Annotated in this window: 6 protein-coding genes; all 6 read left to right on the top strand. The window is 33.6% G+C overall.

Annotation, left to right across the window (positions count from 1 at the left end; translation table 11 throughout):
• The coding region (locus ACMUOV_RS00565) for a tetratricopeptide repeat protein (RefSeq protein ID WP_413852752.1) at nt 1-408 on the top strand (408 nt) is incomplete at its 5' end.
• Complete coding sequence (locus tag ACMUOV_RS00560) at nt 405-1,007, top strand: DUF4136 domain-containing protein (protein ID WP_413852750.1); 603 nt, start codon at nt 405-407, stop codon at nt 1,005-1,007. The genes ACMUOV_RS00565 and ACMUOV_RS00560, both read left to right, overlap by 4 nt.
• A 12-nt stretch (nt 1,008-1,019) precedes the next feature.
• Nucleotides 1,020-2,366 (top strand): DUF4139 domain-containing protein, encoded by a 1,347-nt coding sequence (locus tag ACMUOV_RS00555; protein ID WP_413852748.1) that lies wholly within the window; start codon nt 1,020-1,022, stop codon nt 2,364-2,366.
• On the top strand, nt 2,363-3,010 hold the full coding sequence (gene deoC, locus ACMUOV_RS00550) for a deoxyribose-phosphate aldolase (RefSeq protein WP_413852746.1): 648 nt from the start codon (nt 2,363-2,365) through the stop codon (nt 3,008-3,010). The genes ACMUOV_RS00555 and deoC overlap by 4 nt, the downstream gene beginning before the upstream one ends.
• Nucleotides 3,011-3,277: 267 nt before the next feature.
• Nucleotides 3,278-4,099 carry a transketolase gene (locus ACMUOV_RS00545; protein WP_413852745.1) on the top strand — a complete coding sequence of 274 codons (822 nt, stop codon included), beginning with the start codon at nt 3,278-3,280 and terminating at the stop codon, nt 4,097-4,099.
• Nucleotides 4,100-4,116: 17 nt separating this feature from the next.
• Nucleotides 4,117-5,067: a transketolase family protein gene (locus ACMUOV_RS00540; RefSeq protein ID WP_413852743.1), complete on the top strand. Its 951-nt coding sequence runs from the start codon at nt 4,117-4,119 to the stop codon at nt 5,065-5,067.
• Nucleotides 5,068-6,324: the final 1,257 nt, after the last annotated feature.

Here is a 6,324-nt window from a genome sequence, read left to right as displayed (position 1 = left end):
TTTTTTATTTTAATTTTTTTATTTATAAATGCAGTCGTTTTTTCCGAACAAACAAATAAAGGACCGCAACAAACATTAACTTTAATAAACGAAGGTAAAAACGACGAGGCGATAGCACAAATAAAAAATGATTTGCTTCAAAAAGAAACTGCGGATAAATACATTTTGATAGCTATTGCTTATATTGAAGAAGAACAATTTTTTTTAGCGGAAGAAAGTTTAAACAAAGCTCTTTCTTTACAACCCAAGGCCGTTCCCGCATACTATATGCTTGCAATGCTTTATGAAAAACAAAAACTTTGGGATAAAGCAATACAAAAATGGGAAAATATTTGTAAATATACTAAAAATGAAAAATTAAAAGAATTGGCACAAAAACATTTGGAACAATTAAAAGGTGATTTATGAAAATAAAATTTTATTTTCTTCTTTTAATTGCATTTTGCTTTTCGGGATGTGTTTCTTCAAGTGCCGTATATAAACAGGATTACGATTTTTCAAAAATAAAAAATGTTTACGTGGAAAACGGTTCTTATTCGTCACAAACACAGGCAATAAGGGACTCCATTATAAAACAATTGATGTCAAAAGGTTTTAATTTAAAAGCTTCAAGTGCCGAAGCCGATATTATAGTTGATTATTCAATAACCGAATATCAACCGGGTAAAAAGTATTTAATTCATAAAGATGAACCGTATCCGTATCGTGAACCGATACACCACGGGCCAAGGCATACAAATACGGTTATTGTCCATAACGACCCTGTAGAAGTCAGCGGTTCTTCCGTCTATGATTTGGGAACGGCTTTCGGTGTTGATAATGCAACGGTTATTGCAAGTAATGCAACAGTAGGTGTTTCTTTAACAATAAAAGATGTTGCTACAAAGGATATTATTTGGACAAACTCTTATACTTATGAAGGGCTTGATTTAACTTCGGCTGTTGACGGTGTAATAAGATATATATTAAAAGCTTTTCCTCCTCCTCCGGAACAAATTAAAAATTAAAGGAGAATTATTATGAAAAAATTTTTACTTCCGGCTTTACTTGTAAGTTTTATTTGCGGTAATTTATTTGCAATTTCGGTTACCATATACAACAACGATTTGGCACTTATAAAAGATAAAAAAGAAGTTACTTTAAAAAAAGGTATTCAAAAAATAGAAATAGATAATGTTGCAACAAACATAGACCCTACATCCGTGTTGCCTAAATTTTCACATTCCTCCGACAAAATAAAAATAAACGAGCAAAATTTCGACTACGATTTGGTAAATACAAATAAACTTTTACAACAATACATAGGTAAAGATATTGAAATAGAAAAAGAATCATCCGGTTCCAAAAAAGAAGTTGTCTCCGGCACTCTTTTAGCCGTTAACGGCGGAATGGTTCTGCAAACAAAAGATAAAATTATTCTTAATCCGAAAGGGGAAGTTTCATTGCCAAAATTGCCGGAAGGGCTTCGTTTAAAACCTACTTTGTCATGGGTAATAGACAGCCGTTTTGAAGGTAATAATAATTTGGAATTTACTTATCAAACAAGCGGTATTTCTTGGGTAAGTGATTATATAGTAGTGTTGGCAGATAACGATTCAAGTTTGGATATTACCGGTTGGGTTACAATAAACAACTATTCCGGTGCAACTTACAATGATGCAAAATTAAAACTTGTTGCAGGTGATGTAAATATAGTTAGGGAACAACCCAGACGGCTTTATGCCGCAAAAAATGTTATGGCAGTATCGGCACAAGCTATGGATGAAGCCGGCGGTTTTGAAGAAAGAGGTCTTTTCGAATATCACATATATGATTTATCAAGACAAACTACAATAAAAAACAATGAAAAAAAACAAATACAATTAATGACGGCACAAAAAGTTCCGGCAAAAAAGAAATATATTTATAATGCATATACCGATGCAGGTAAGGTGTTTACTTATTTATCTTTTAAAAATGATAAAAAATCAAATTTAGGTATAGCTTTACCGAAAGGAAAAGTGCGGGTTTATAAAACCGATGCGGAAGCATTGGAATTTATAGGCGAGGATAAAATAGACCATACACCCGAAAATAAAGATATGGATTTAAAGTTGGGTAAAGTTTTTGATGTGGCGGTTACAAGAACACAAAAAGAATATAAAAAGCTTTCTTCAACATCACATCAGGAAAGTTATGTTATAGAATTTACTAATTCAAAAAAAGAAGATATTGAAATTGAGGTTGAAGAAAATTTAGGTGTAAGTTGGAAAATAACCGAAAGTTCCGATAAATATACAAAAAAGAATTCTAATGTAATAGTTTTTAAAATAAAAGTTCCGGCAGGTAAAACTTATAATGTATCATATACGGTAAAATACCAATGAAAAAAATAAATATATCAAAAAAAATCGACCATACATTGTTGGCTCCAAATGCTACATTGGAACAATTTAAAAAGTTGTGTGACGAAGCAGTTGAAAACGAATTTTATTCTGTATGTGTTCCGCCGTTTATGGTAAAAAGCTGTAAAAAATGTTTGGCAGATACCGATATAAAAATTTGCACTGTTGTAGGGTTTCCGTTGGGGTATAATTCTTATTTAACAAAAATGGTTGAAGCAAAAGAACTTATAAATAACGGTGCGGATGAAATTGATGCCGTTATAAATATATCGGCATTAAAATCTGGAGATTTTGATTTTATCAATAAGGAAGTAAAAAGTTTAAGGCAGGCATGCGGTAAAAATATTTTAAAAATAATAATAGAAACTGCTTATTTAACGGATAAAGAAAAAACGGAAGTTTCAAAAATTATTTTGAAAAACGGAGCCGATTTTATAAAAACATCAACGGGCTTTGCTCCGTCGGGTGCAAAAATAGAAGATGTAAAATTAATAAAATCCGTAGTCGGTAAAAATATAAGAATAAAAGCTGCAGGCGGAATTTCAACTTATGAACAAGCCGTAGCAATGATTGATGCCGGTGCAAGCAGAATAGGTAGCTCTAAAAGTTTAAATATTGTAAAATAATAAAAATTGCTTTCAGCAATTTTTGAAGATTAGAAGATTGGAAGAAAAAGAGAAAAAAGTTTTTTTAGTTTGTCATTCCCGAAGGTTTCTGTCGGGAATCCAAGTTGTTTTTGTTGTCATTTCGACGAGTAAAACAAGGAGAAATCTCGTCGTTGTTCTTTAAAAATATTTTTAAAATTAATTATTTCAAAAGAAAATTTTAAAAGTATTTGTAATTAATTATAAATTTTACATTATAAATTGTAAATTGCCGTTTTAGGGGGAAATGTGGATATACCAGAATTGAAAAAAATTGCCGTTGAAGTAAGAAAAGATATAATAAAAATGTTGGAACTTGCCGGCTCCGGTCATCCCGGCGGAAGTTTATCATCGGTAGAATTATTGGTTGACTTATATTATAACCATATAAATTTTAATCCTAAAAATCCCAAAGCACAAGACAGGGATTATTTTATATTATCAAAAGGGCATGTTTGCCCGGTTTTATATGCTGTTCTTGCACGGCTTGATTGTTTTTGTTGTGATGAATTATGCACGTTAAGAAAAGCAGGCAGCAGGTTACAGGGTCATCCCGCGGCAGATAAACATTTACCCGGAATAGAAATTTCAACGGGTTCTTTAGGTTACGGGCTTTCAATAGGTGCGGGAATTGCAAAAGGTATGAAAACTTTAAAACAAAATAACAGAGTTTATGTTCTTATGGGCGACGGGGAACAACAGGAAGGCAGCGTTTGGGAAGCGGCAATGGCAGCACCTCATTTTAAATTGGATAATTTATGTGCAATTTTGGACTATAACGGTTTACAAATCGACGGACAGGTAAAAGATATTTTAAATATTGACCCTGTTGCCGATAAATATAAAGCATTCGGTTGGAATGTAATAACAATAGACGGTCATAACTTTGAACAGGTTGATAATGCATATATTCAGGCAAAACAATGTAAAGATAAACCTACAATAATAATAGCAAAAACCGTAAAAGGCAAAGGTGTATCTTTTATGGAAAATGTTGCCGATTGGCACGGAAAAGCTCCGTCAAAGCAACAGGCAGAACAGGCAATAGCGGAAATAGAAAATAATAAATAAAAAATATAGAGGGTGTTATGGTTAATATTTACGGAAATAAAGCAACAAGGTTCGGTTTCGGAGATGCACTTATTGAATTGGGCAGAAAAGATGAAAAAATATTTGTATTGGGTGCAGATACCGCAGCTTCGGTTGCAATAAACGGTTTTCAAAAAGAGTTTCCCAACAGGTTTATAAATGTCGGTATTGCAGAAACAAATTTGTTAGGTATGGCTGCAGGGCTTTCGGTTGCCGGCTTTATTCCGTTTGCCGCAACTTACGGTGTATTTGCAAGCGGAAGGCCATGGGAACAAATAAGAACAACTATTTGTTATTCAAACTTAAATGTTAAAATAGGCGGTTCTCACTCGGGTTTAATGGTAGGTTATGACGGTGCAACCCACCAGGCATTGGAAGAAATTTCAATAATGAGGTGCTTGCCTCACATGACGGTAATTGTTCCGTGTGATGTTGTTGAAACAAAAAAAGCAACAATGGCATCCGCTTATTATCCCGGTCCTGTTTATATAAGGTACGGTAGGGAAACAATTCCTACAATAACTCAAGAATCCGACAAATTTGAAATAGGTAAAGCAAATGTTCTTAAAGAAGGAACGGATGTTTGCATAGCAGCTTGCGGAACAATGGTATATGAGGCATTATCGGCAAGTGAAATGTTGGAAAAAGAGGGAATAAAAGCACAAGTTTTAAATATACATACAATAAAACCGATAGATAAACAGGCAATTATTGACAGTTGCAAAAAGTGCGGTGCAATAGTTACTGCGGAAGAACACCAAATATTCGGCGGTTTCGGAAGTGCCGTTGCTGAGGTTGTCGTTCAAAATTGCCCCGTTCCTATGGAATTTGTTGGAATAAACGATACTTTCGGTGAATCGGGCAAACCGGCGGACTTAATGGTAAAATATCACTTAAAAGATGTAGATATTGTTGCTGCCGCAAGAAAAGCCCTTGCAAGAAAGAAATAATTTCATTATTAATTTGTTAAATATAATGGAATAAAAATATTTTTTATGATATAATCAAACTTGTTGTAATCAGCAGGTATGGTTGTTTGTCGTTAAACCCTCAGCTCTCAGCTAAGAATACGAAGTATTCGTTCTCAGCTCTCAGCTGTCGTTATAAAAGTTTTTGGGATCCGCAAGGATGCACTTTTGTTTAGGCAAAAGGCAAGCAAAACCAAAAACAGTTCGTGATAGAAATAGAATATTGAAGCTCGCTACTTTAATATTTTATTTTCGAGTGTTTAATGTCCTACTATGAGGTAGATATTAAACCACGGCTGTTTGTTTATGGTGCTTTGCTTGCTCATAGATAAATCAGCCGTTTTTCTTTTGCCTGTCAACAAACATTCCTTTTAAAAATCCCAAAAAAAAATAAAAAAGTTCTTTGTCGTTAATTATTTTTTTGAGGTTGTTGTCCATACATCTATTCATCTTTACATCTATACCTCAAAAATTTGCAAAGCAAATTTTTTGTGGCTGTTTTGGTTATACCCTCATCTTGAATAACCAATTCAGCTGTCACGGCTGTTTGTTTTATGTCTTTCAAACTTCATAAATCAAACAGCCGTCCAAAGTTTTTTATTTAGTTTGTCGTTAGTCGTTTAGTCTGTCATTCCCGAAAGTATTTGTCGGGAATCCAAGTTCTTTTAGGTTATTAGTTTAAGGGCTATAGTTTTTTGTCATTGTGAATCTGCTTTAGCAGATGAAGAATCTGTCGTTTGTAGTTCAAACTGTTCAGCTATTCAGCTTATCAGCTCCTCAGCTGTTATTGTAGTTAACCTCAGCTCTAAGCTGTAGTTACAAATTGTAGTTAAGTTGTTTGTCGTTAGTTTGTTATTGCTGTTTGTAGTTGTTTTTAAACTCTCAGCTCTCAGCTGTCGTTATAAAAGTTTTTGGGATCCGCAAGGATGCACTTTTGTTTAGGCAAAAGGCAAGCAAAACCAAAAGCAGTCCGTATAGAAATAAGATATTTAAGCTCGCTACTTTTATGTCTTATTTTTAAGTGTTTAATGCCTGCTATAAGTGGGCATTAAACTACGGCTGTATATTCCGTATATTTCTAATTTTACGGAATATCCGGTTGTTTGTTTTGCTTGAAAGTCTATCAAAAACATTCCTTTTAAAAATCCCAAATTTAATTGTCATTCCCGAAGGCAGTAATCGGGAATCAAAGTTTTTAAGTCGTTTTAGTTTGTAGTTTGTCGTTATAAAACAGGTATG

Source organism: Candidatus Ruminimicrobium bovinum (genome assembly GCF_902760015.1).
GTDB lineage: Bacteria > Elusimicrobiota > Endomicrobiia > Endomicrobiales > Endomicrobiaceae > Ruminimicrobium > Ruminimicrobium bovinum.
This window is presented reverse-complemented; position numbering and strand designations above follow the sequence as displayed.

Excerpts from the sequence above, each read along its gene's own strand:
- ACMUOV_RS00555 (WP_413852748.1), top strand. The coding sequence starts at position 1,020 with ATGAAAAAATTTTTACTTCCGGCTTTACTTGTAAGTTTTATTTGCGGT.
- deoC (WP_413852746.1), top strand. The coding sequence starts at position 2,363 with ATGAAAAAAATAAATATATCAAAAAAAATCGACCATACATTGTTGGCT.
- ACMUOV_RS00540 (WP_413852743.1), top strand. The coding sequence starts at position 4,117 with ATGGTTAATATTTACGGAAATAAAGCAACAAGGTTCGGTTTCGGAGAT.
- ACMUOV_RS00560 (WP_413852750.1), top strand. The coding sequence starts at position 405 with ATGAAAATAAAATTTTATTTTCTTCTTTTAATTGCATTTTGCTTTTCG.